The following is a 21,850-nucleotide window of genomic DNA, read 5'->3' on the forward strand; positions in this document are numbered from 1 at the left end:
GAGCGAGTGGACATATGAATATTCATGAATATCAGGCGAAAGGTCTGTTGAAACAATACGGCGCGCCTGTGCTTGGCGGTGGTGTTGCATACACAGCAGCCGAAGCAGTAGACGCTGCAAAAAAACTTGGTGGCCCGGTTTGGGTTGTGAAAGCGCAAATCCATGCAGGTGGTCGCGGTAAAGCTGGCGGCGTTAAAGTGGTTAAATCACTAGACGACGTTGAAGCTGTAGCGAAAGACCTTATCGGCAAAACGCTCGTAACGCACCAAACTGGCCCAGAGGGTAAAGAAGTAAAGCGTGTGTACGTTGAAGATGGTTGTGCCATTAAAAGCGAATTCTACCTCGCTATCCTTCTTGATCGGGCAACTGGTCAGCTTGCTATCATGGCCTCTACAGAAGGCGGCATGGATATTGAGGAAGTTGCAGAGGCAACACCTGAGAAGATCACAACGACAACAATTGAACCAGCAACTGGCTTGCAGGCTTTCCATTGCCGCAGCGTTGCGTTTGGTCTTGGTCTTACTGGCAAAGCTGCCAAAGAGTGTCAAAAAGTTGTGGCTTCACTTTATAAAGCCTACACGGAGCTTGATGCATCGATGCTTGAGGTTAACCCTCTGGTGCTTACAGAAGATGACGACATGGTTGTGCTGGATGCCAAGATGTCATTCGACGGTAATGCACTCTTCCGCCACGCAGATGTGCGCGAGCTTCGTGATGAAAGCGAAGAAGATCCAAAAGAGATCGAAGCATCCAAGTATGACCTGAATTACATCAGCCTTGATGGTTCAATCGGTTGTATGGTGAACGGTGCCGGTCTTGCAATGGCGACAATGGATATCATCAAATTGAAAGGTGGCTCGCCTGCGAATTTCCTTGATGTTGGTGGCGGGGCAACCAAAGAGCGTGTAACTGAAGCGTTCAAGATCATCCTCTCCGACGATAACGTTGAAGGTATTCTTGTTAACATTTTCGGCGGTATCATGCGCTGTGATGTCATTGCAGAAGGCGTTGTATCTGCTGCGCGCGAGGTTGCACTGTCTGTGCCGCTTGTTGTGCGCCTTGAAGGAACAAACGTTGAGCTTGGTAAACAAATCATGGCGGATAGCGGCTTGCCGATTATCTCTGCTGATGACCTGAATGATGCGGCTGAGAAAGTCGTTAAGGCCGTGAAGGAGGCCGCGTAATGTCTGTACTCGTTGGAAGAAATACTAAAGTTATTTGTCAGGGTTTCACGGGCGCGCAAGGCACCTTCCACTCTGAACAAGCTATTGCATACGGCACAAACATGGTTGGTGGTGTAACACCGGGCAAGGGCGGTATGACGCACCTTGACCTGCCTGTGTTTGATACAGTTGGCGATGCGCGCGCGGCAACAGATGCTAACGCTTCTGTTATTTACGTACCGCCACCATTTGCTGCCGATTCAATTCTTGAGGCAATTGATGCCGAGATCGAACTGATTGTTTGTATTACTGAAGGTATCCCGGTTCTGGATATGGTGCGTGTGAAACGCGCACTACGTAATTCAGGTTCGCGTCTTGTAGGGCCGAACTGTCCGGGCGTTATCACGCCAGGTGAATGTAAAATCGGTATTATGCCAGGTCATATTCACAAGCCGGGCAATGTTGGCATCGTATCGCGTTCAGGTACCTTGACCTACGAAGCTGTTGCGCAAACAACTGCTGCGGGCCTTGGCCAAAGCACGTGTATTGGTATTGGCGGTGATCCGGTAAATGGCACTAACTTTATTGATTGTCTGGATATGTTCCTCGGTGACGATGACACGCATTCAATCATTATGATTGGTGAGATCGGTGGTTCTGCCGAAGAAGAAGCCGCTGAATTCCTGAAGCAAAGCAAAGTGAAGAAACCTGTTGCAGGCTTCATCGCTGGCCGCACAGCGCCTCCGGGTCGTACGATGGGCCATGCCGGTGCGATTGTATCTGGTGGTCAAGGTGGTGCTGAAGATAAAATCGAAGCGATGCGCTCTGCTGGTATCGTTGTGTCTGACAGCCCTGCTGGCCTTGGTACAACGCTTCTAGAAGCAATCGGTTAATTATATAGAGGGGGCGCGGCGGAAGCGTCGCGCCGTATCGTATGGGTGCAGATCTAGATCGTATTGCCGCACTGGAAGGTGTTAGTCCGCAATTTGTTGAATCGCTCTATGAGCAATACAACATTGACCCAAGCTCGGTCGATGCTGGTTGGCAGGAGTATTTTCAGTCTCTTGAAAATGCCATTGAGGCTACAGGGCCAAGCTGGGCACGCTCAGACTGGCCGTTGCGCCCAAACGATGACCTGACCACAGGTCTTGATGGGTCTGATATGTTCATCGAGGCAGGGGCAAATAAAAAGCCTGCGGGTGCTGGTGTATCTGCCGAAGAGGTGCGCGCCGCTACCATCGACAGTATTCGCGCTTTGATGATGGTGCGCACATACCGTGTGCGTGGCCATTTGATGGCAAATCTTGACCCGTTAGGCCTTGAAGACCGGCCGATGCATGCCGAGCTTGAGCCCGGAACATACGGGTTTGGCTCAGACGATCTGGACCGTCCTATCTTTATGGATGGTGTGCTTGGTCTCGACACAGCAACGATACGCGAAATTATTGTTATTCTTAAGCGTACTTACTGTTCTAACATTGGTGTGGAGTTTATGCACATCAATGACCCTGAAGAAAAAGCATGGTTGCAGCTTAAAATTGAAGGCCGCGACAAAGAAATTCAGTTCACAGATCGCGGCAAGCTTGCGATCTTGAATAAGGTTATTGAGGCCGTTCAGTTTGAGCGTTTTCTTGGCCGAAAATATACTGGTACGAAACGTTTTGGACTAGACGGTGGTGAAGCTGCTGTTCCAGCACTTGAAGGCATCATGAAAACTGGTGGCCAAATGGGGCTGAAGGAGATTGTACTTGGTATGCCGCACCGTGGCCGTTTGAACGTGCTGGCCAACGTAATGCAGAAACCATACCGCGCTATTTTCAATGAATTCCGCGGTGGTGCATCTACGCCGGATGATGTGCAAGGGTCTGGTGATGTGAAGTATCACCTTGGCACCAGCGCTGACCGTGAATTTAACGGTAATAAAGTGCATTTGTCATTGAATGCGAATCCGTCTCACCTTGAGGCCGTAAACCCCGTTGTCATTGGTAAAGTACGCGCCAAGCAGCACATGAAGGGCGATACGAAACGCAATGACACGCTATCATTGTTGTTGCACGGTGATGCGGCATTTGCCGGACAAGGCATTGTTGCCGAGTGTTTTGGTATGTCAGGGCTGCGTGGTTACAACACGGGTGGTACGATCCACTTTATTGTTAACAATCAAATTGGTTTTACAACCAGCCCGCAATTTGCCCGCTCAAGTCCTTATCCATCAGATGTGGCTAAAATGGTGCAAGCACCGATTTTCCATGTGAATGGTGACGATCCAGAAGCTGTGGTATTTGCGACTAAAATTGCAACAGAATTCCGTCAGGAATTCAAACGCGACGTCGTTATTGATATGTTCTGCTACCGTCGCTTTGGGCACAATGAATCTGATGAACCTGCGTTTACACAACCGCTAATGTATGCAGCTATTAAGAAGCATCCAAGTGTCGACAAGCTATATGCTGACAAGCTTAAGGCTGAAGGCATCTTGACCGATGAACAGTTTACGCAGATGGAAACAGAATTTGTCCAATATCTTGAGGACGAATTTGAAGCTGCGAAAGAGTATAAGGTTAATAAAGCCGATTGGTTTGAAGGTAAGTGGGAAGGCCTTGGCCTAGCAGACGAAGATCACGAGAAACGCCGTGCAGAAACCGGCGTTTCCGAGATGATGCTGCGTGAAGTTGGTGAGCAAATCACAACTTATCCTGAAAAATTCAACATTCACCGCACATTGAAACGGGTGCTTGATAACAAACACAAGATGTTTGAGACCGGTCAGGGTTTTGATTGGGCAACAGCTGAGGCGCTTGCTTTTGGTACACTGCTTAAAGAAAAATATGACGTTCGACTTTCAGGTCAGGATTGCGGCCGTGGTACATTCAGTCACCGTCATGCTGTTTTTGTAGATCAAAAAAATGAAAGCCGTCATGTTCCTTTGAAAGAGGTGAACCCTGAAGCTCATTTTGAAGTTCTGGACAGTCATCTCTCAGAATTTGGTGTGCTTGGCTTTGAATATGGTTTCTCAACGGCTAATCCGAACTCGCTCACTCTTTGGGAAGCGCAGTTTGGTGACTTCGCCAATGGTGCACAAATCATTATCGATCAGTTTATCTGTTCAGCCGAAGCAAAATGGCTGCGTATGTCCGGACTGGTGATGTTGTTGCCGCATGGCTATGAAGGTCAAGGACCAGAGCATTCGTCTGCACGCTTGGAGCGTTACTTGCAATTGTCTGCAGAGGATAACTGGCAAGTTGTGAACTGCACGACACCGGCAAACTATTTCCATGTGCTGCGCCGTCAGATGCATCGGTCATTCCGTAAGCCGCTTATTGTGATGTCGCCAAAGTCTTTGTTGCGTCATAAGAAGTGTATATCTCAGTTGTCCGAGTTTGGCCCCGGATCACAGTTTCATCGGGTACTATGGGATGATGCTGATCTGGACAACAATATTTCAGATATGAAGCTTGCGGCGGACAGCAAAATTAAGCGTGTCGTGATGTGTTCCGGTAAGATTTATTACGACTTGCTTGAAGAACGCGATGCACGCGGGTTGAAAGATGTTTACCTGCTGCGCGTTGAACAATTATATCCGTTCCCGGCGCATGCAATTGAGACCGAGCTAAAACGGTTCAAAAATGTTGAAAGCATTATCTGGTGTCAGGAAGAGCCGCGCAATATGGGGTCTTGGGGCACCATTAACGAGCCACTAGAAGAATTGCTCGTTACGATGAAAATGCCGGTAACACGTGCACGTTATGCAGGTCGTTTGGCTAGTGCATCAACGGCAACAGGATTAGCCTCGAAGCATCTTGAGCAACAGCAGGCACTCGTTACGGATGCACTTGAAGGTTAAGATTTTAGAGTTTTATGAGAATAGAAGTTTTGGAAACTAGGAGCACACAAGGTGGCAATTGAAGATATCGTAATCCCGCAAATGGGTGAATCGGTGGCCGAAGGCTCAATCGGAACATGGCTAAAGCAGGTTGGTGATGCTGTTGCAGCAGATGAACCTATCGTTGAGGTTGAAACCGACAAGGTGGCAATGGAAGTTCCAAGCCCTGTTGCTGGTGTATTGATTGAACAATTGGTTGCTGAAGGCGACACGGTTGAAATTGGTGCACTCATCGCGCGTGTTGATACTGAAGGTGCCGCTGCAGCCAAACCTGCTGCCGCGCCTGCGCCTGCCGCTGAAAAAGCGGCGCCGACAGCCGCCGCGCCTGCTGCTACGCCTACGCCGACACCAGCAGCGGAACAAAGTAAAGACCTGATGCCAATGTCACCAGCGGTCCGCCGTATGGTTGAAGATTATCATCTGGATGCTGCTTCCATTAAAGGTACCGGCAAAGATGGTCGTTTGACAAAAGCTGATGTGCTGAAAGCGATTGAAAGTGGCAGTGCACGCACACTCAGTGCGCCTGCCTCTGCTGCTGCGGCGCCGACAGGCCCGCGTGAAGAACGCATTAAAATGACGCGGATGCGCAAGCGTATCGCTGAACGCTTGAAAGACGCACAAAACACTGCCGCTATGCTGACGACTTACAATGAAGTCGATATGACAGCGGTGATGGAAGCGCGCGCCAAATACAAGGATATGTTCGCGACCAAGCATGGTATTAAGCTTGGTTTCATGAGTTTCTTCACGAAAGCATGTTGCTTGGCACTGAAGGAAGTGCCTGCCGTTAACGCATCTATTGAAGGCGATGAAATCGTTTACCACAATTATGCAAATGTCGGCGTTGCTGTGTCTGCACCTAATGGCCTTGTCGTGCCTGTGTTGAAAGATGCACAGGATATGTCATTTGCCGATACCGAGCTCGGGATTGCAAATTACGGCCGCAAAGCACGTGACGGTAAGCTTACTATTGATGATATGCAGGGTGGTACGTTCACTATTTCCAATGGCGGTATTTTTGGCTCATTGATGTCTAGTCCGATTATCAACCCGCCGCAGTCTGCAATTTTGGGTATGCATAAAATTCAGGAACGCCCGATGGCGATTGGCGGGAATGTTGTTATTCGTCCAATGATGTATCTGGCTTTATCATACGATCATCGCTTGATTGATGGCCGTGAGGCTGTGACATTCCTTGTGCGCGTTAAAGAAGCGCTTGAAGATCCAACCCGCCTTCTCCTTGATATGTAAGAGTAGAGTTTATGTCTGATAGTTATGATGTTGTTGTGATCGGCTCCGGCCCTGGTGGATATGTGGCTGCTATTCGTGCGGCGCAGTTGGGCCTCAAGACGGCGTGTATTGAAAAACGCGAGACACTGGGCGGCACATGCCTGAATGTTGGGTGTATGCCATCAAAGGCGCTGCTGCATTCGTCGCATTTGTACCATGAAGCATCTCATGATTTTGAAAAGCATGGCATTACCGCTAAAGGCGTTAGCTTCGATCTGAAGAAAATGATGTCTGCCAAAGATGATACCGTTACAGGCTTGACTGGTGGTATCGAGTTTCTATTCAAGAAAAACAAAATTGATTGGATCAAGGGCGCAGGACGTTTTTCTGCGAAAGACACAATTGAAGTGAAGCTGAACGACGGCGGCACGCAAACGGTTAAGGCCAAAAACACAATCATTGCCACGGGCAGTGATGTGGCGACATTGCCAGGTATTGTAATTGATGAAGACCGTGTTGTATCCTCAACGGGTGCGTTGGAGTTGCCGGAAGTACCGAAGCATTTGGTTGTTATTGGTGGCGGTGTTATCGGGCTTGAGCTGGGTTCCGTGTGGGCACGCCTAGGTGCAGAAGTAACTGTGGTTGAGTTCATGGATCAGGTGTTGCCAGGCATGGACATGGAAGTACGTAAAACGTTCGGCCGTGTGTTGAAAAAACAGGGCATGAAGCTGAAACTGTCCAGCAAGGTTACAGGTGTTAAAGCCACGAAGAAAGATGTGGCTGTGACATTCGAGCCTGTCAAAGGCGGTGATGCCCAAACCATTAAAGCAGACCGTGTGCTCGTGTCTGTTGGTCGCAGGCCATACACTGACGGCCTTGGCTTAGAGACAATCGGCGTTGAAATGGATGAACGCTCGCGTATCAAGATTGGCCATGATTTCGGCACAAACGTACCGGGTGTGTGGGCCATTGGTGATGTCGTTGCCGGACCTATGCTTGCGCACAAAGCTGAAGATGAAGGTGTCGCATGCGCTGAAAACATTGCTGGGTTAACAGGGTACGTTAACCACGATGTGATCCCGGGTGTTGTTTATACTTTCCCTGAAGTGGCAAGCGTTGGCAAGACCGAAGACGAATTGAAGGAAGCTGGTGTTGCATACACAGCTGGCAAGTTTCCGTTTACAGCAAACAGCCGCGCCAAAGCAAACCAGTCAACTGAGGGGTTTGTGAAAATTCTGGCTGATAAAGCAACGGACCGTGTCCTTGGTGTGCACATCATTGGCGCTGACGCTGGTAACATGATTGCACAGGCGGCCACAGCGATGGAGTTTGGCGCATCAGCGGAAGATATTGCTCTGACGTGTCATGCGCACCCAACCGAAACTGAAGCCATGAAAGAAGCCGCACTTGCTGTGCACGGCCGTACAATCCATATGTAGGGTTTGTACCTGTGATCAGATTTTTGAAAGCCTCGGTATTTGCCGGGGCTTTTTTTATGCCTGCAGTTTCAAATCCATAATGGCGCCTTCGTGAACGAGCAGCCATTCCTTGCGCTCAAGGCCGCCAGCGTAACCGGTTAGCGATCCATCTGCGCCGATAATACGGTGGCACGGGTGAATAAGCCCTACGGGATTGCGGCCGTTGGCGCGCCCAACAGCGCGCGGGCTGGAGTTCAGGCGTTTTGCAAGCGCACCATAACTGTCAGTTGTGCCGCCAGGGATTGTACGCAGGGCTTTCCAAACCGTGCGCTCATAGTCTGTGCCAACAGGGTTTGTTTTCAGTATATCCAAAGCATCACGGTCACCATCAAAGTATGCTTTGAAGGCCTCTGCCACTTCGTGTGGAGCGCTGCCCGTTATCACTTCTCTACCTCCATAAAATCGACTTAATTGCCGCTCAACACGTGATGCACGATCAGCAAATTCACATATGACAACCGTATCGCCGTCCAGAACCAGAGCCACAGGACCAATCGGTGACGGTATTTCTGTTCTAACTAAGGGGTGTTGCATTGGTGTCTCCATTCTGTCGGGGTACAGTTATATGTTTTCTTGAACACATCATTAAAGCGGCGCAGGCTCTGGAACCCAGCTGCAAATGCAATATCGGCAATGGTTGCATCACCGCCGCTTAGTAATGTTTTTGCAATGGAAAGCCTGTTCTCGGTACGAATTTCCATCGGTGATCGACCGAGGTGTTCTTTAAACAGTCGCCTTAGGTGTCGGTCTGTTATGCCAAGTTTGTCTGCCAGTGCAGTGTTGCTTGTTGGTCCATCGCCTTGTGCTAATAACCTTAGCGCACGGCTTACAGTTGCACCTGTGCCCTGCCACGCGGGGCTGCCTGGCCGGCTTTCTGGTCTGCAACGCTTGCAAGCGCGAAACCCTGCGAGGGCAGCGGTGTTTGCATCAGCAAAGTACAAAACATTTTCTGGCTTTGGTTTGCGTGCAGGACATATAGGCCTGCAATATATCCCGGTGGTGACAACAGCAAAAAAGAGTGTGCCATCAAATCGTTTATCGCGTTTAAGCAACGCTTGATACAGGACGTGACGATCTGCAATGTGTGACTGTGCGTTCATGGTTTAAACATAACGTACCATCACATAATAAGCTCGCTGTTTTCGGACCTTTTTGTGTTTGCGTATATTACAACTCGCTGAAAGCAGCGCCTGCAATTGCTATCGTGAGTGCGATGGCCATGAAGGGCATTAGTGCAACGGGGGGTATGGGTTGTTTGGTGCGCATTGCGTGCCAAAACTGTTTACTGGCATTTAAGCTCGTTGAAAAAGTTGCGATGCAGCCAAGTAATACGAGCCAAGGCATAAATGCACCATCTGTGAGCTTCAGCATATCAAATCTCACAAGTGCATATGAAATCATTACCGACCATGCGACCAGTGAAATATATAAAAATGTCAGCGACCATCCATGTAAGGTCGCAAACGATTTTCGAATATCTCGTTGACCTCTGGTTTCGTTCTTTTGTTTTTCTTCTTGATCAGTCATCGCGTCAATTACGTTAGTTTCGTTTGAAGGCTTGATCATACACATCACGGATGCGCGCGCTATCAACTTCTGTATAAACTTGTGTTGCTTTAAGGTCGGAGTGTCCAAGTAGTTCCTGAATGGTGCGTAAATCACCGCCACGAGACAAAAGGTGGGTTGCGAAACTATGCCTGAGTGCATGAGGTGTTGCTGTTTCGGGTAGAGCAAGAGCTGCACGTACATCTTGCATTGCGGACTGGATAATGCGTGGGTTTAATCTACCACCACGTTTCCCGACAAAAAGCGGGCCATCAGGCTTCAAAGCAAATGGACATTGCTGCGTGTATGTTTCAATTGCATCCTGAACGACGGGTAATACGGGAACGACCCGTTCCTTGCCGCGTTTACCGATAATACGCATTGTATCACCGCGGGGCCTGTCGTCACCACTCAGAGCCAAAGCTTCACTGATTCGCAGGCCACAACCGTATAGCAATGAGATGACAGCCACATTGCGTGCTGCTACCCAGTCGTCTGTCACAAGTTCCGGTAATGTTTCTATCGCTGATTTTGTTGCTTCTTCGGTGAGAGGACGCGGGATTCTGTGTGGCACTTTTGGCGCCTGTACAGCATCAATGGCATCGTTCTCTATACTTTCAGCGCGTGCTAGATAGCGGTATAGATTGCGCACGGATGATAAAGTGCGCGCTGTTGATGCAGCGGACAGGCCATCCGCGCGGCGTGCCGCAAGAAAAGCGCGAAATTCTCTAACTTGCAAACTTTCCAGTAATGCTGTCGTAATCATTTCGCCTTTATATATACTCAAGAAACGCAGAAATGATCCAAGGTCATGCCCATATGCAATAAGGGTGTGCTGCGACATACGCCGTTCAGTTTCAAGATAGCGACGCCATCGCTTAATCATTGCAGAGAGGTCTGCATGAACGTTAGTGAGAGATGCTTCATTGAAAGCTGAGGCTGTGGTGTCTTGCTTCACCGCGAACTAAACCTCAGGATAACGAAGACGTCCCAAAAACCGAGAAAAAGATGGCATATTTGCGCTGGCTTTACGCATTTTGAATTTCGCAGTTTCAATTTTCATAACATCTTCAATTCGCCGGTCAAGGAATGCCCATGTTTCGGCGTGGCCTTCAGAATCGTCGCTTAACCAAAATAATAAAACGGCACTGTAGACAGCACTTAGCGTAGCACGTTTGGTATACCAGTTATGGTCAGTCGATGTGTCTCCGGCAGCTTTCCACATTGTATCAGCAGTGCGCCATAATATCTTGCTACCAGTAACAAGGTGTTGCGGCAGCGATAACAATGTGAGGCCGCGTCTTACAATTTCGCGGTTGCCCGTGTTTTGCTCCAGGCGTGTTCTAACGGCGAGCGTAATCCGATCACGGATCTTCATTGAAGGCAAATCTAGCGTTTCAAGCGTTGCAGCAAGATGCTGGTCTGCATGCAGCAGGTGTAATTCAAGTGCCTCTATCGCACCGCGCGGGAATGAAAGTTCTGCCATTTCAGGCGTTGTGCCTATATCCAGGGCTGCGGCTTTTAGTGCTTTGTCGCTCCAACCATCGAAAGGGATGTGATTAAACATTGCCGCCAATAGCGGTTCTTGCAATTCTTCAGGTGTCTTTTCGGCAATAGGTTGCGCAGCCACAATTCTACCTTTCCATCCAACGTCAAAGGCACGCATGGTTAGTGCATGTCATATTTTTTCACAATATTCATAACATGTGTTGGCATGCCGTGCGAGAGGCATCCTGACGCAGGTTTGCCGAGAGACGGCTTTTATGATACATATATGGGTCTAAACACCTTATTGATCTGCAGTTTTTAATGCTGGCGGTAATAAGGTCTTATTTTAACTTGTGTCATACGGCAGGCTTTGCTATACCGCGCCAGCCCTGCGAAATGCGATTGATTCGTTGCTCGTAAATTATGGCTTTGAGAGGAGTGAGAAACCCATGGAGGTTTCCGTTCGTGATAACAATGTGGATCAAGCCCTACGTGCTTTGAAGAAAAAACTTCAACGCGAAGGTGTTTACCGCGAAATGAAAATGCGTCGCTTTTACGAAAAGCCATCTGAAAAGAAGGCTCGTGAGCAGGCTGCGGCAGTACGTCGTGCCCGCAAGCTAGAGCGCAAGCGCCTTGAGCGTGATGGTTTGGTTTCGAAGTAACACTTCGCAAGCTAAGCTATAGAGAATTTTAAACCCTTTGAAGTTAACGCTTCGAAGGGTTTTCTTTTGTCTGATCCTGCTTTGAGGTGAACTGTTCCTGATGTGCTGTGAGTTGGCTTGAACAGCCTTTGGCTCCGCGTAATAGTATGTGTGCATGATATGGAGGTGCGTTGTGTTTCGGTTCAAAGCCATTTTCGCTTTCCTTTGCTCTGTAGTTTTCGCCACTATTTCGGCAACAGGCAATGAAACCCCTTGGATAAATGCGATAACAAGCAACTTGCGCAGTGATGGCGTTTTAGGCGTCGGTGCGCCAATGTCTTTAGAAAACCGAATGGCACATTATGGTGTGCCAGGTGTTGCGATAGCCGTTATCAGGGATGGCAAGCTTGTTGAGGCAACTGGTTTCGGAGTGCTTCAGGTAGGCGCCGCACAACAAGTCAACGCTGATACTCTGTTTTCCATGGGTTCGGTCAGTAAGGTTGCAACGGCAGTGCTGGCGCACCGAATGCAAGCGGATGGCGTGTTGTCGTTGGATGTAGATATTCGCCCATATCTGAAGAGTTGGCAGTTGCCTGATGATGCTCCAGATGAACTGATCTCTTTACGGCGTATTTTCTCTCATACAGCGGGCTTTAATATTCATGGTTTTGCCGATTTTGAACCTGGAGCAACATTGCCAACGGTGTATGATACTCTTAATGGAACCAGTCCCGCGCGCCATGGTCGGCTGCGTTTTATTGCTGTGCCAGGTCAACGTTATCAATACTCAGGTGGCGGCTATACGTTGGCGCAACTGGTTCTCTCAGACGTTTCTCAAATGGACTTCCCTGAATTGGCGCGGACTGCGCTTTTCGCGCCGCTTGATATGCAACGCAGCAGTTTTGTAAACCCTTTGCCGGAGCAGACGCAGAATGTGGCGAAGGCTCATAATAGCCGTGGCAGGCCTGTTGCTCTGCCGCGCGGCTATGAGGCGATGCCTGAAATGGCAGCATCAGGCCTGTGGTCATCGGCAAATGATATGGGTAAGCTTGTGGCTGCATTAATCCAGAGCCATAGAGGAGAAGCTAGCTTCTTACCTCATGAACTTGTGCGCCGTATGATGCAACGTGTTGCACCAGGTGAACATGGTGCCGGCCCTCGTATTGAAGGTGAGGGAGATAATATGTGGTTTACGCATGGCGGGGTAAATAATAGTTACAGAGCATGGATTGAGGGACAACTATCAACCGGGAATGGCTTGGTAGTTCTCACAAATGGCACTGGTGGTAATGGTTTGGGAGCTGAAATCAGGCGTGGATGGCGACTGATAGAAGCAACAGAGTAGTAAGCTACTTCTAATTAATCCAACTCAAACTTTATACCTTGGGCCAATGGTAATTCGTGACTGTAATTAACCGTTGATGTTTGACGGCGCATATAGGAACGCCACGCATCCGAGCCACTTTCTCTGCCGCCGCCGGTTTCTTTCTCGCCGCCAAATGCACCACCGATTTCGGCGCCAGATGTACCAATGTTGATATTGGCGATACCGCAATCTGAACCTGCAACGCTGACAAACGCCTCAGCTTCACGTATGTCTGTTGTGAAAATAGCGCTTGAAAGGCCTTGAGGAACAGCATTTTGCATAGCTATTGCTTCGTCAAATTCTTCGTATTTTACAATATAAAGTATTGGCGCAAATGTTTCCTCGCACATACCCGTGGTTTGTGCTGGCATTTCAGCAATCGCAGGTCGCACATAATATGCGTTAGGCAGGTTAAATTCTTCGATACGTTCGCCGCCTGAAACGGTGCCGCCTTCGGCTCTCGCTTTTTCTATTGCTTGCTGCATAGTGGTAAACGACGTTTCGTCAATTAACGGTCCTACAAGGGTATGATTCTCCAGTGGGTCACCCACTTTTACATTGGCAAAGGCACTTTTAAGGCGAGGTACCAGGTTTTCATAAACACTGTTATGCACCATAAGGCGCCGTGTTGATGTGCAACGTTGACCCGCCGTTCCAACAGCGCCGAAAACGATGCCAGGGATAGCCATTTCCAGATCAGCGCTTGGGGCCACGATAATAGCGTTGTTACCGCCAAGCTCCAGCAGGCATTTCCCGAAGCGCTTAGCAACACGGGGCCCAACCTCGCGCCCCATATTTGTTGAGCCAGTGGCAGACACAAGTGCGATGCGAGGGTCGTCCACCATCTGTTCACCAACATCTTTTGTACCAATAATCACACTGGAAAGACCATCAGGTGCATCAGCTCCAAACTTTTTAAGCGCGCGTTCAAACAGTATTTGGCAAACCAGTGCTGTCATTGGTGTTTTTTCGGATGGTTTCCAAATGCATGGGTCCCCGCAAACAAGCGCGAGTGCGGCATTCCATGACCATACGGCAACCGGAAAATTGAAAGCTGAAATAATCCCCACCGGACCAAGCGGTTGCCAATATTCACGCATGTGATGGCCAGGCCTTTCGGAAGCAATGGTCAGACCGTGAAGTTGCCGTGACAATCCAACGGCAAATTCGCAGATATCGATCATCTCCTGAACTTCGCCTTTGCCTTCCTCAAGTAGTTTACCGCATTCTGCTGTTACCAATGCGCCCAGCGCGTCTTTATTGGCGCGCAGTTCCTCGCCGAGCAATCTTACAAGCTCACCGCGGCGCGGTGCTGGTACACGGCGCCATATATCAAACGCTCTGGTTGCAGCTTTGATTTTGTAATCAATGGTTGAGGGTGAATCCGTTTGAGCACGGCCAATTACCTTACCATCAATTGGAGATTGAACGGCCAGATTTCCTGCAGCAAATTCAACTGGGTTAATGTGCAAATCGTTTAAAATAAGAGCAACGCGCGCGTCCATGTGTTTCCTCCGTGCTGTATATCTATTGGCAAGTCTACCGTATTATTTTTTGTTTGTTCTCAAGCCGGAAAGCGTCGCTGTTGGTGCAATAGCTTCAGGGTCTACTGTAATTTCAATAAGAGTAGGTTTGTCAGCATTTAAGGCAGTTTCAAGCGCCGGCTCAAATTCACCAGATTGTGAGACTTTTATCCCGAGCGCTCCGAAGCTTTCAGCCAGTTTGACAAAGTCCGGATTAGTTAATTCTGTCCCTGCTACCCGAGCAGGGTACTCACGTTCCTGGTGCATGCGGATGGTGCCAAGCATACTGTTGTTAAACACAAGAAAGATAACATTGGCGTTGTAGCGAGCCGCTGTTGCCAGTTCCATTACACTCATCATAAAGCAACCATCACCAGCACATGCAATTACCGAACGATCAGGATGGACTATTTTAGCTGCAATTGCAGCAGGTACACCGTACCCCATAGCGCCTGACGTAGGCGCCAACTGAGTGCCGAAGCTGCGATAGCGATAAAACCGGTGTAACCATGAAGCATAATTGCCCGCCCCGTTACAGACAATAGCATTGTCAGGCAATGTTTCATGCATATGTTTATATATATCAGCTAGTTGAACCGCGCCTGGGTTCGGTAGGGGTGTATTCCATGCTTCGTATGAAGCACGGGCTGCTGACACATTTTCTTTCCAGCCATGTTGCGGTTTTATCGTTAATGATAGAAGCGCGGGCATAATGGTTTGTGGTGTGGCGTTTATGGCAAGTGCAGGCTGATAAACACGGCCCAGTTCTTCAGCACCTTGATGAATATGTACGAGCGTTTGATCGGGCACAGGTACTTTTAATCGTGCATAGCCGCCCGTTGTCATTTCACCGAGGCGTGCACCGAGCACAATCAACAGATCAGCGTGTTGCATACGCTCTACAAGAGCAGGGTTTGCACCGATGCCCATATCGCCAATGTAATTAGGGTGGTTGTTGTCAAACCTGTCCTGACACCGGAATGATACGGTGACAGGCAAATTATTTTTTTCGGCAAATGTCTGCGCTTGAGCAACACTGCTTTCGTCCCAACCGCTGCCGCCCAGCATAATGAGGGGTCGTTCGGCCTTTTCCAGCATGTCTTGTAAAGCGGCAATATCATTTGGGCCTGGGTGTGCGCGCGACGGTGAATAAGCTATACTTTGTTGTGGCGCGCATAGCTGCGTAAGCATGTCCTCGGGCAAGGCAAGCGCAACTGGTCCTGGTCTGCCGGATGTAGCTACTCTGAAAGCGCGACCAATATATTCTGCGATGCGCGAAGCGTCGTTAATTTCAGCCGTCCATTTGGTAACCTCGGATAAATAACGCCGATAATCAATTTCCTGAAAAGCCTCACGCTCTACCTGATCTGATGCGACTTGCCCGATCAGCATGATCATGGGGGTACTGTCTTGAAACGCAGTATGCAGGCCGATCGAAGCGTGTGTTGCGCCCGGGCCGCGAGTTACAAAGCATATGCCGGGTGTACCAGTAAGTTTGCCGTATGCTTCTGCCATGTTTGCTGCACTGGCTTCGTGTCGACATGTAATGAAACGAAATGTGTCCTGAACATCGTGCAGGCCATCAAGCGCTGCCAGATACGATTCCCCTGGTACACCAAATGCAATATTAGCACCATTGTCGGTCAATGCCTTTATCAGTGCATGGCCGCCCAAAATATGATTTTCAGGAATTTGCGCCACTTCAGTCTCCCCCAGTATACCATGCAAAGATGGCTGCGTTGGTTTCCATAGTTCGGGCATAGGCGTATCGCGCCTGTTTTTCAATGAAATCTTGAAACTTAACACCTTTGTGTTGAAAGCCTGATTGTATAAAATATGCTGTTTATACAATCAGGGAAGCACGTTTAAGCGTGGCTAACTTCATTCGTATTAAGTGTATGTGAAACGATGTTCTGGTAAATGCCATGATAACCTAACCGTGAACAAGGGTGAGTGGTTTTTATTATTGGACTATTGTCTAAATCGAACCTGTATTGAGTTAATGAATTTGCTATGAGTGCCGCGTGAACAAGACTAGTCAATCAGCCCAGTCGGCTCAAAAATCAAGCCCCATAATGGCAACAAACCATAAAGCCGGCTCAGTCTATGGTAGGCCTGTTCCAATTGATAACGGTATTTCCGTTGTTCTAGCTGATAATGCAAAAGATTACACAGGCCCGGGCACCAATACCTATGTTGTTGGTGATGAGCGCTTATGGATTATTGATCCTGGACCAGCAGATGCCGCGCATGTTGCAGCCGTTGAAACAGCTATTGCGGGACGCTCTGTCGACGGTATTTTTGTGACCCATACTCACCTTGATCATAGCCCTGCAGCGAAGCCTTTGAAGGCTCTTACCGGTGCACCGGTTTATGGCTCCAAGAAACTATGTTCCAAGTTGGCTGCGCTTACGGATGAAGATGTGGATCTGGACTTTGAAGCTGATCACGAGCTATCGGGCGGCGAAACGATTGGCGATGGCAAGTGGCGGATCGATGTGTTGCACACGCCGGGCCATTTCCCGAACCATTTGTGCTACCTGTTACCTGAGGTCGGTACGCTGTTTTCAGGTGATCATGTGATGGGTTGGTCTACTACGGTCATCGTGCCGCCACTGGGAAACCTTGCAGATTATCTTGCTAGCTTAACATTGCTTGAGGAAACGGGTGCCACGCGTTTGTTGCCAAGTCACGGTGATGCAGTAGAGTGCGCAGTTACACGCATCAGAGAAGTACGTAACCACCGGATGATGCGGCATGCTCAGGTTGGTGCATGTGTTGCACGTGGTATAACGGAACCAGAAACTATCGTCGACATGCTATATGATGATCTTACAGCGCGTCTTATTGAAGCGGCGCGTAGTTGTGTACGTGCGCACCTTGATATGATGGATGAAAAACAACCAGATCAAGAATTGATGGCTCAATAAACTAATTTACCGCAATTTATGTAAGAGTGTTACTCTTCTAAAATTATTTTAAAACGCCAATTCACACATGTTTCTTTTTTGAGGTAACTTGCCAGTGGAGCTAATCGGTTCAGGGTTAAATAAGCACTTTAAGACGGAAGATTTTCCGGCATTTAAAGCACGATTTCCCTGGGTTGGTGGTGATCTGCAGACACTGCGCAACAGTTTGGTTGGTGCCCCGCGCACATTAGAGCCTGACGCACGTTTGCACACGCCTATTGATGTTGGTGCTGTCAGCGTTGCAGCCAACTATGCAAAACCAGATAAATCACCCGTTAAGAACCTTGTTCTTGTTCATGGCTTGGGCGGGGCTGAAGACAGCAGTTATATGGTTTCTGCTACACGGTTTTTTCTCAATAAAGGATTTCATGTCTTTCGGATGAATTACAGAGGCGTTGGTCCATCAGCCGTGCATTCTTCAGCGCCTTACAGTGCAGGGTTAACTAATGATTTGCGCGCAGTCATCGCGCATGTGTCAAATGAAAATACCGAGGCGCCCGTTGTTATAATGGGATTTTCTCTGGGTGGCCAGTTGGCGCTGCGTATGCTCGGTGAAGGTAACGTTCCTAGCTGTGTGAAAAGTGCAGTAACTGTTTCCGCTCCGCTTAATTTGGCTTCGGCACAACGGAAACTGGAGCGCCCGAGGAATAAATTATATTCACGATACGTTGTTGGGAATATGCGCCGCGACCTTAAAGGGTTGATGCATCCAAAAGTGTTGGTTGATCCGGCCAAACTGAAGCGCATATGGGATTTTGATGAGCATGTGATTGCACCAGTATTTGGTTTTGCGGGTGCGGTTGATTATTATGAAAAGGTTTCCTGCTACAGTGTTCTTGATCGTATTCAGGTACCGACGCTTGCCATTCACGCGTATGATGATCCTTGGATTCCTGTTGCTGATTATAAAAAAGCGTAGTGGCCCATTACGCATCCAGTAGGAGCTATTATTACCAAATCAGGCGGGCATGTTGGCTTCCACTGTGGTGGAATGGCAGAACCATGGCATGAGCGTACTGCCTTGTCATTTTTTGGACAAACCTTAAAAGTAAACTCAGATGATAGTTAAGGTTAAGAAACTGTTAGCTAAATTGAATGTTTCGCGTTATGATAACTTCACGGTTGGTGGTCTGCTCCTGAGGAGCTAAATGTAATTTTGCGCACTGCGTATACAAATAGGCCACGATATACATATGTCTGAAATCATTAAAGATTCCGATAATAACGCTAAACACAAAGCATCACGCCGTGCGATACTGTCGCTGGCTGCAGGTGGTTTGCCGATGGTGATGACAATGAAAGCATCAGCGCGGCAGGCCGTTAACTCGGCGCTAACGTGTGCTTTCAGATTGCCGTCGCGTTACCGCGTTCTGGTTGATGATCAAGGAAATGCCTGGGCAAACCCAACGAGCCTGAATATTAATTACCGGGCTGATCGTGGTGGGTATCGGATTGATCATATTACGCGGTTTAAAAATGACTCGAATACAATTCCTTTGCCGGGTGCTATCTTTTCACCCAGTTTTCTGCCCAGTGCTTGCCCCATAGGTGTTCCCGCGCCAAGCGATAATAGGCAGGATTGTGGCTTTTTGGTTTGGCGAACCAATCGTAACATTGATCCCTCAGAGTTTTTGAATGCTTCTGAAACATCTTTTGTTGGTGATTTTTTTGATCCAAGCAGGAACGCAAATTCTCAAAATGGTATCTATGTTGAGCTGTCAGCGGCGTTAGCTGATGCTGGAGCTACATCAGGCTGGCCGGGGATTTCATGTATTGCGTCTATCATCAATAGTTTCCCCACGTCACCATAGTACGCAGGCCATTTAAGTACGTAATTTAAGCAAATTTTAGTCATTCATTGACCATTTCATCATCATCTTATGGGATTGTGTTAGCTGCATAGGTTTGCAGCGCGCTAATCGCAGTGTGTTTAACTGAGGCGAGATGGTGAAATGGTACTATCGTTAAGAAATTTGGTTGATACGACGTCTATCGAGAAAATTGTGCTCGCAAAACGTGTTGGCCAATTCCTTGTTGGGGACCAAGCTGATGTTGAACGACGTACAGTAGAAAATGTTGCGCGTGTTCTTGCTCAGGATGTGTCTGCTCATGTGCGTGAAGTGCTGGCCTTTGAACTCCGACGTTGTAAACAATTGCCGCGTGATTTGCTGGATAAAATTATCAAAGACATAGAAGCTGTGTCAGGACCTTTTCTCGAGGCAACATCTGTCTTCAGCAACGAGGAACTTGCAGGGCTTGTTCCTGATCTGGAAGAGGGGGTGCGCACGTGGCTCGCTCGCCGACCTGACTTGCATGAAGACGTTACTATGGCGTTAGCTAAATCAGGACAGGAACCTTGCGTCATCACATTGGTGCGCAATGATCGGTTAACGCTTGGTGAGCAGGCATGTGGACTTGTGGTTTCACGCTTTGGTAGTAATCGCCTCATGATGGATCAGATGAGTGTTCGCAGTGACTTGCCTCTTTCAATCGTCAATATGATCATTGACAAAGTTTCGGATCACTGTCGAAAAACGCTTGTTACGCATTACGATATTGAAAAAGCGATGGCAGAAACGGTTGTTGATGCCAGCATGTATGAGGTCCTGTGGCAGGAAGTTGAAAAGGCAACCCCAGCAGATATTCATGTTTTTGTCGCCGAACTGCGAGCACAACACCGCCTCACACATGAAATAACTTTGCAAATGGCCAAGCGCGGCAATATCCACTTTCTTGAGAGTGCACTGGCACTTGAGGCCGGTTTACCCAAGGCGCGTGTGCAAGATATTTTGCGACTTACTGATCCGCCGGCATTTGTCAGGCTGATGAAAATGGCAAATGTGTCTCAAAAATATGCACCTAAATTTCTTGGCCTTGCCAAAGGTGCGGTGACACACCACTGACAGTTGAATAAAGAAAGATTAGGCGCCTTGCTGAAGCGCAATATGAGAAAAGCGTGCATATATTAAACCATTAACAGATTCTTTACTGACTCATGGTCCAATTGTGATCACGGTAATCTACGGTTGTGTTTTAGAAGATAGAATAATTCAGAAACACGGTTTGTATCTGCGTTTTAAGGCTAGGAATAAATGAATTTTGATCCGGTTAAAATAATGGATGCTGATATACAGGATAAGGTGGCTTTAACGCACCAAATTGCGGGTTTCCTCAATCGCAGTGAAGATCAGGAAAAGCGTGCAACAATAGAAAATGTTGCGCGTGCGTTAGCACAAGATGTTGCTGCCGAGGTCCGTAAGGCATTGGCCTTTGAATTGCGCTCCTGCCCTTATATTCCTCATGACCTTGCTGCACGTATAGCTAGTGATATCGAAAGTGTGTCGGGCCCATTTCTTGCGGTGACAACAGTTTTTTCTGATCGGCAATTTGCCGGGTTAATTCCGCACCTGGAAGAACATGCCCACATCGCCATTTCCAAACGAGAAGACCTGGGTGAAGTGACATGCGATGCTATTGTGACCTTTGGTTCAGAGAAAAGTGTTAGCTTTATTGTTAAGAATAAAAAGGCACCGCTGCGAGAATCAACACTTTCCAATATCATCAAACGTTTTCCGGACCGTCAGGAACTTATGAATCAGACGAGTGTTCGTGACGAACTACCTATTTCAATCGTTAAAGCATTAATGGATAAAGTATCACAGCAGTATCGCAGCCTTCTTGAAGGGCAATACGGTCTATCAAGTGATGTGGCCGAGGTTGTGCTCACAAATAGTCTGTCAAAGGCAACATGGGATGTCATTATTGCTGCTGATGAAAAGCAGATACATGCTTACGTTAAAGACCTGCGCGAACAGAACCGACTTACCATGGACCTGATTATGGATATGTTGGAAAAGGGTAGTGTGGCGTTTTTGGAGAGCTCTCTTGCGTTTCGCGCTGGTTTAACGTTGGTAACCGCGCGTGAGATGCTACATGGGAGTGACATGCAAGTGTTTGTTGCTTTGATGCAAAATGCTAAAGTTGATAAAGCAAGCGCGCAGATGATTTTCGAAATTTTAAAAAAGCAAAATATCCGATAAATAACCTGCTCAATAGACAGCTTTTTAATCAGCAGGCACAATAATATGCCTGCTGTCTTCATTGAAGATAGAGTCTGGTGATTAGTTATTTGCCAATAAGACCAAGAATTTGATCTTTACCTTTTGCTGCAAGATAGAATCCGCATACAAAGGCAACTATGGCGGTGTAAAACAGTGTACCATCCTGTTGCGTCGCGCCGTTTTCGTCCATCCAAGTTACGGTTACGCCAAGCGGGCTTGCTAAATGGAAAAAGATAGCGCCAGCCATTGTTCCCGCTGTTAACAGGCCACCAAATGGGCGTGTTTTGGGCATTATAACAGTGATGACTGCCACTAGTTCAGCAACGCCAATAATGATTGCACCGTATGCGCGGAAAAACTCCAGACCTAAAAACTGTCCAACAACATCAAAAATATGTGTCGGTTGTGGGTGTCCCGTAAACTTGAACGGTAAACTTGGTCCAAGAATGACAACAATCAGAATCACTGGAAGCCAGTTGATATGTTTCTTGATAAAGTCCATT

General features: G+C 48.2%; 20 protein-coding genes. 12 read left to right on the forward strand and 8 right to left on the reverse strand.

Annotation, left to right across the window (positions count from 1 at the left end):
- The first annotated feature begins 14 nt into the window (after positions 1 to 14).
- Genes sucC through lpdA form a run of 5 tightly spaced genes read left to right on the forward strand, consistent with a single transcriptional unit; the run spans position 15 to position 7,715 of the window.
- Positions 15 to 1,184 (forward strand): ADP-forming succinate--CoA ligase subunit beta, encoded by a 1,170-nt coding sequence (gene sucC / locus OEU88_RS04615; RefSeq protein WP_262693938.1) that lies wholly within the window; start codon positions 15 to 17, stop codon positions 1,182 to 1,184.
- Complete coding sequence (sucD, locus tag OEU88_RS04620; RefSeq protein ID WP_262693939.1) at positions 1,184 to 2,056, forward strand: succinate--CoA ligase subunit alpha; 873 nt, start codon at positions 1,184 to 1,186, stop codon at positions 2,054 to 2,056. Before sucC ends, sucD begins: the two co-directional genes overlap by 1 nt.
- Before the next feature lie 41 nt (positions 2,057 to 2,097).
- Complete coding sequence (locus OEU88_RS04625; protein ID WP_262693940.1) at positions 2,098 to 5,007, forward strand: 2-oxoglutarate dehydrogenase E1 component; 2,910 nt, start codon at positions 2,098 to 2,100, stop codon at positions 5,005 to 5,007.
- Positions 5,008 to 5,058: 51 nt separating this feature from the next.
- Positions 5,059 to 6,297 (forward strand): 2-oxoglutarate dehydrogenase complex dihydrolipoyllysine-residue succinyltransferase, encoded by a 1,239-nt coding sequence (gene odhB / locus OEU88_RS04630; RefSeq protein WP_262693941.1) that lies wholly within the window; start codon positions 5,059 to 5,061, stop codon positions 6,295 to 6,297.
- A gap of 11 nt (positions 6,298 to 6,308) precedes the next feature.
- Positions 6,309 to 7,715 carry a dihydrolipoyl dehydrogenase gene (lpdA, locus tag OEU88_RS04635; RefSeq protein WP_262693942.1) on the forward strand — a complete coding sequence of 469 codons (1,407 nt, stop codon included), beginning with the start codon at positions 6,309 to 6,311 and terminating at the stop codon, positions 7,713 to 7,715.
- Positions 7,716 to 7,769: 54 nt separating this feature from the next.
- Here the strand turns inward: lpdA and OEU88_RS04640 are convergent, their stop codons facing one another.
- From OEU88_RS04640 to OEU88_RS04660, 5 genes are all read right to left on the reverse strand, one after another.
- Complete coding sequence (locus OEU88_RS04640) at positions 7,770 to 8,288, reverse strand: methylated-DNA--[protein]-cysteine S-methyltransferase (protein WP_262693943.1); 519 nt, start codon at positions 8,286 to 8,288, stop codon at positions 7,770 to 7,772.
- Positions 8,273 to 8,854: a bifunctional transcriptional activator/DNA repair enzyme AdaA gene (locus tag OEU88_RS04645; protein WP_262693944.1), complete on the reverse strand. Its 582-nt coding sequence runs from the start codon at positions 8,852 to 8,854 to the stop codon at positions 8,273 to 8,275. The genes OEU88_RS04640 and OEU88_RS04645 overlap by 16 nt, the downstream gene beginning before the upstream one ends.
- Positions 8,855 to 8,921: 67 nt before the next feature.
- Positions 8,922 to 9,320, reverse strand: coding sequence for a hypothetical protein (locus OEU88_RS04650; RefSeq protein ID WP_262693945.1), 399 nt, complete (start codon positions 9,318 to 9,320; stop codon positions 8,922 to 8,924).
- Positions 9,295 to 10,257 (reverse strand): tyrosine recombinase XerC, encoded by a 963-nt coding sequence (locus OEU88_RS04655; protein ID WP_262693946.1) that lies wholly within the window; start codon positions 10,255 to 10,257, stop codon positions 9,295 to 9,297. Before OEU88_RS04655 ends, OEU88_RS04650 begins: the two co-directional genes overlap by 26 nt.
- Before the next feature lie 6 nt (positions 10,258 to 10,263).
- On the reverse strand, positions 10,264 to 10,929 hold the full coding sequence (locus tag OEU88_RS04660; protein WP_262693947.1) for a COQ9 family protein: 666 nt from the start codon (positions 10,927 to 10,929) through the stop codon (positions 10,264 to 10,266).
- Positions 10,930 to 11,236: 307 nt separating this feature from the next.
- On the opposite strand from OEU88_RS04660, the gene rpsU reads away from it, so the two are divergent.
- Together rpsU and OEU88_RS04670 are read left to right on the forward strand one after the other, a co-directional pair.
- On the forward strand, positions 11,237 to 11,449 hold the full coding sequence (rpsU, locus tag OEU88_RS04665) for a 30S ribosomal protein S21 (protein ID WP_262693948.1): 213 nt from the start codon (positions 11,237 to 11,239) through the stop codon (positions 11,447 to 11,449).
- A gap of 172 nt (positions 11,450 to 11,621) precedes the next feature.
- Positions 11,622 to 12,773 carry a serine hydrolase domain-containing protein gene (locus OEU88_RS04670; protein WP_262693949.1) on the forward strand — a complete coding sequence of 384 codons (1,152 nt, stop codon included), beginning with the start codon at positions 11,622 to 11,624 and terminating at the stop codon, positions 12,771 to 12,773.
- 14 nt (positions 12,774 to 12,787) lie between these two features.
- Here OEU88_RS04670 and amaB read toward each other — a convergent pair whose 3' ends face one another.
- Both amaB and OEU88_RS04680 read right to left on the reverse strand, forming a co-directional pair.
- A complete protein-coding gene (gene amaB, locus OEU88_RS04675) occupies positions 12,788 to 14,299 on the reverse strand; it encodes an L-piperidine-6-carboxylate dehydrogenase (RefSeq protein ID WP_262693950.1) in 1,512 nt (503 codons plus the stop codon).
- 42 nt (positions 14,300 to 14,341) lie between these two features.
- The gene (locus OEU88_RS04680) at positions 14,342 to 16,018 is read right to left on the reverse strand and encodes a thiamine pyrophosphate-binding protein (protein WP_262693951.1); all 1,677 of its coding nucleotides are present in this window, start codon (positions 16,016 to 16,018) and stop codon (positions 14,342 to 14,344) included.
- 323 nt (positions 16,019 to 16,341) lie between these two features.
- On the opposite strand from OEU88_RS04680, the gene OEU88_RS04685 reads away from it, so the two are divergent.
- The 5 genes from OEU88_RS04685 (at position 16,342) to OEU88_RS04705 (ending at position 21,326) form a co-directional block, all read left to right on the forward strand.
- Entirely contained in the window at positions 16,342 to 17,247 is a 906-nt protein-coding gene (locus tag OEU88_RS04685) for an MBL fold metallo-hydrolase (RefSeq protein WP_262693952.1), read from the forward strand.
- Between the two features lie 94 nt (positions 17,248 to 17,341).
- Positions 17,342 to 18,205 (forward strand): YheT family hydrolase, encoded by an 864-nt coding sequence (locus OEU88_RS04690; protein WP_262693953.1) that lies wholly within the window; start codon positions 17,342 to 17,344, stop codon positions 18,203 to 18,205.
- A gap of 274 nt (positions 18,206 to 18,479) precedes the next feature.
- Positions 18,480 to 19,097, forward strand: coding sequence for a hypothetical protein (locus tag OEU88_RS04695; protein WP_262693954.1), 618 nt, complete (start codon positions 18,480 to 18,482; stop codon positions 19,095 to 19,097).
- Positions 19,098 to 19,238: 141 nt separating this feature from the next.
- A complete protein-coding gene (locus tag OEU88_RS04700; RefSeq protein WP_262693955.1) occupies positions 19,239 to 20,189 on the forward strand; it encodes a DUF2336 domain-containing protein in 951 nt (316 codons plus the stop codon).
- A 189-nt stretch (positions 20,190 to 20,378) separates the two neighbouring features.
- Positions 20,379 to 21,326 (forward strand): DUF2336 domain-containing protein, encoded by a 948-nt coding sequence (locus tag OEU88_RS04705; protein WP_262693956.1) that lies wholly within the window; start codon positions 20,379 to 20,381, stop codon positions 21,324 to 21,326.
- 85 nt (positions 21,327 to 21,411) lie between these two features.
- Here OEU88_RS04705 and OEU88_RS04710 read toward each other — a convergent pair whose 3' ends face one another.
- Complete coding sequence (locus OEU88_RS04710) at positions 21,412 to 21,849, reverse strand: DoxX family protein (RefSeq protein WP_262693957.1); 438 nt, start codon at positions 21,847 to 21,849, stop codon at positions 21,412 to 21,414.
- Position 21,850: the final 1 nt, after the last annotated feature.

The organism is Kordiimonas aquimaris (assembly GCF_025574485.1).
Taxonomy (GTDB): Bacteria; Pseudomonadota; Alphaproteobacteria; order Sphingomonadales; family Kordiimonadaceae; genus Kordiimonas; species Kordiimonas aquimaris.